General features: G+C 68.3%; 3 protein-coding genes and 1 pseudogene. All 4 read left to right on the top strand.

Translation table 11 applies throughout. The features are described 5' to 3' along the window. On the top strand, positions 1 to 684 hold a 684-nt coding region (locus LQV45_RS20355), incomplete at its 5' end, for a zinc-binding dehydrogenase (protein ID WP_230008569.1). A gap of 97 nt (positions 685 to 781) precedes the next feature. Further along, on the top strand, positions 782 to 1,993 hold the full coding sequence (locus LQV45_RS20350) for a glycine C-acetyltransferase (RefSeq protein WP_230008568.1): 1,212 nt from the start codon (positions 782 to 784) through the stop codon (positions 1,991 to 1,993). 490 nt (positions 1,994 to 2,483) lie between these two features. Beyond that, positions 2,484 to 3,620: an FAD-binding oxidoreductase gene (locus tag LQV45_RS20345; protein WP_230008567.1), complete on the top strand. Its 1,137-nt coding sequence runs from the start codon at positions 2,484 to 2,486 to the stop codon at positions 3,618 to 3,620. 11 nt (positions 3,621 to 3,631) lie between these two features. Beyond that, positions 3,632 to 3,796, top strand: a pseudogene (locus tag LQV45_RS20340) (imidazolonepropionase); the annotation flags it as partial.

Below are 3,796 nucleotides of genomic sequence, written 5' to 3'. Positions count from 1 at the left end.
GCCGAGTACGTGGTGATCCCCGAGACCAACGTCTGGGTCCACCAGGACCCCTCGGTCACCCCGGAACTCGGCGCCATCTTCGACCCCTTCGGCAACGCCGTCCACACCGCCCTGAGCTTCCCGCTGGTCGGCGAGGACGTGCTGATCACCGGCGCCGGACCCATCGGCCTGATGGCGATCGCCGTCGCCCGGCACGCGGGCGCCCGCAAGATCGCGATCACCGACGTCTCCGCGCCCCGGCTGGAACTGGCCCGCAGGCTCGGCGTCGACCTCGCGATCGATGTCTCGAAAATGCGGGTCAAGGACGCCCAGCGCGAACTCGGCATGCGCGAAGGCTTCGACATCGGCATGGAAATGTCGGGACACCCCACCGCGCTGCCTGAGATGATCGACAACATGAACCACGGCGGCCGGATCGCGATGCTGGGACTGCCCAGCCAGTCCATCGACATCAACTGGGGCAAGGTGGTCACGCACATGCTGACCATGAAGGGCATCTACGGCCGCGAAATGTTCGAGACCTGGTACGCGATGAGCGCCATGCTCTCCTCCAACCCTGCCCTGCACGCAAACATCTCGGCCGTGGTCACGGACACGCTGCCGGCCACCGACTGGGAAAAGGGTTTCGAGGTGGCCCGCGCCGGCGTCGGCGGCAAGGTGGTCCTCGACTGGACCGTTTTCTAGGCCCCTTTCCTGACCGCACGCTTCCGGGCCCCTGCCCGACACAGCATTCCACGCACAGCATTCCGCCCCCGCATCCAACCAGCCGAGGAGCCAACCCATGTATTCAGCCATCAAGGACCAGCTGCAGCACGAACTCGATGAGATCCGCAGCGCCGGTCTGTTCAAGACCGAGCGGCACATCGACTCGCCGCAGGCCAACCGCATCAAGGCCGGGCAGATCGGTGAGACCGGCGCCGACGTGCTGAACTTCTGCGCCAACAACTACCTGGGCCTCGCCGACCACCCGGACATCATCGCCGCGGCGAAGACCGCCATGGACGAGCGCGGCTTCGGCATGGCCAGCGTGCGCTTCATCTGCGGCACCCAGGACCTGCACCTGGCACTGGAAAAACGTGTCTCGGCGTTCCTCGGCACCGAGGACACCATCCTGTTCTCCAGCTGCTTCGACGCCAACGGCGGCGTGTTCGAGTCCCTCTTCGGCCCGGACGACGCCGTCATCTCGGACGCCCTGAACCACGCGTCCATCATTGACGGCATCCGGCTCTGCAAGGCCCAGCGCTTCCGCTACGCCAACCAGGACATGGCGGACCTCGAATCGAAGCTGATCGAGGCCACCACGCAGGAGAACCCGGCCCGCCGCAAGATCATCGTCACGGACGGCGTCTTCTCGATGGACGGCTTCCTGGCCCCGCTCGAAGCGATCTGCGACCTCGCCGACAAGTACGACGCCCTGGTCATGGTGGACGATTCACACGCGGTGGGCTTCATGGGAGCCACCGGTGCCGGCACGCCGGAACACGCCGGCGTCTCGGACCGCGTGGACATCTACACCGGCACGTTCGGCAAGGCCCTCGGCGGCGCCTCCGGCGGCTATGTCTCGGGCCGCGGTGAGGTGGTGGCGATGCTCCGCCAGAAGGCCCGCCCCTACCTGTTCTCCAACTCGCTGGCCCCGGCGATCGTCGCGGCCACGCTCAAGGCCCTGGACCTCGTGGAAAACTCCGGCGAACTGCGCGGCAAGCTCTTCGCCAACGCGGAGCTCTTCCGGAACCGCATGAGCGAGGAAGGCTTCGACCTGCTCCCCGGCGAGCACGCCATTGTCCCGGTTATGTTCGGCGACGCCGTCATGGCCGCCAAGGTGGCCGATGCCATGCTCCACAACGGCGTCTTCGTCACGGCGTTCAGCTACCCGGTGGTGCCCAAGGGCGCCGCCCGGATCCGCGTCCAGCTTTCGGCCGCACACAGCGCCGACGACGTCGAGGCCTGCGTCCAGGCGTTCGTGCGCAGCCGCGCGGCGGTGGCAGCAGCCTAGCCCGCCTGATCGCCGGGCCGGGCCCCCGCTTTCAGTACGGGGTCCGGCCCCACTCTGCCCGGCCTTGCTCGTTCATCCCGGCTTCCTCCGCTGGCTTGCCGGGGGACATGTCCAGCTCCGGCAGCGAGGACTGGACATAATGCCACTATGTCCAACGGCCACGACCAACGAGGGGCATGTCCCGGGCCGGTACGCCGCAACGGGGGACATGTCCAGTCGCGCGGACCATGGCAGGGCATGTCCCGGGGCGGTGTGCACAATTTATCCAAGCAACCGGGATTCCAAGAAGGTTGCCGCCAAACTCGGAATCGTGGAGACGGCATGTGCCGAGAACGCCGTGAGCCCTGGACATTTCAACGCCCTGGGACCCAACAACGGCGCAGGTGATGACTGTGGAACCGATTGACGCCGCTCGCCCGGGAGCAGGTTGCGGCAAACGCCGGATACCGGGACGTGATCACCTGACCCGACGATCTGCAAGGATGGGATCATGTCAGCTCATTACGATGTCGTAATTGTCGGCGGCGGGATCGCCGGCCTGTCCCTTGCCTCCGCCTTGGCCGGGCACTGCAGCGTGGCCCTGATCGAAGCCGAGCAGACCCTGGCCTACCACACCTCGGCCCGCTCAGCCCGGCAACTGATTCCCAGCTACGGCCCGCCTGTGGTCCAGGAGCTTACCGTCCGGACGCTCGACCTCATCGCGGCCCAGGACGCCGAACGTCCGGAACCGGTGCTCACCCCGCGCAGCTTCATGCTGATCGGGGACGACGCCACCGTACGGGCGGAGGCAAGCGGACACATGCAGCGGATCACCCACGCCGAGGCACTGGATCTGTGCCCGGCCCTGGTCCCGGATTCGTTCAGCGCCGCCGGGCTGGACACCGGGTCCTTCGCCTGCAACGCCCCCGTGCTGCTCGAGGACCACCGGCGGCTCGCCGTGGCCGGCGGCGTGGACATCATTACCGGCGCCAGGGTCCATTCCGCCCAGCGGCTGGGCACCGGCTGGGAACTGGGCGCCGGGCAGGAAGGCTTCCAGTCCGCCGTCGTGGTCAATGCCGCCGGTGCCTGGGCCGACGAGCTCGCCGTCCTCAGCGGCGTCGAGAAGCTCGGCCTGCAGCCGTACCGGCGCACCGCGGCGATCGTCGACGTCGAGAATCCCCTCCCGGAAGCCAGCCCGATGGTGGCGGCGGCCGATGACAGCTTCTACTTCCGGCCGGACAACGGCCAGGTCCTGATCTCGCCCGCCGAACACGTGCCGAGCGGACCCGAGGACGCCCGGCCCTATCCCGGCGACATCGAACGGGTCATCGCCCGGCTCAACGAGATCACGACGCTCGGGATCCGGAACGTCCGTACGGCCTGGACGGGGCTGCGCACGGAGGCGGCCGACGGCGTCCCGGTGGTGGGGTTCGACGCCGAGGCCACCGGATTCTTCTGGCTCGCCGGCCAGGGCGGGTACGGATTCCAGACCTCATCCGGCGTCGCGGAACTGGCCGCCGGGCTGATCCTCGCCGGCCAGGGCACCGCCCCGGCCCTGACCCCGGCTGTGCCCCCGTCCACCGAGGCCAGTCCGGCATCCCGGACAGCGGAGGCGCTGGCCGCGACCCGCTGGTCCATCCGGCGCTGAAGAATGGATCCATGAGTACCCTCATCACCAATGTCGCCGAACTGATGACCCAGGACGCGGAACACCGCGTCCTCCGCGACGCGGCGGTGGTAATCGAGGGGGAGCGGATTTCCTGGCTCGGGCCCGCGGCCGACGCCCCGGCCGCGGACGAACGGGTGGATGCCGGTGGCCGGGCG

Source organism: Microbacterium sp. Bi128 (assembly GCF_918698205.1).
The sequence above is the reverse complement of the archived record's forward strand: the minus strand, read 5'-3'. Positions and strand labels throughout refer to the sequence as shown.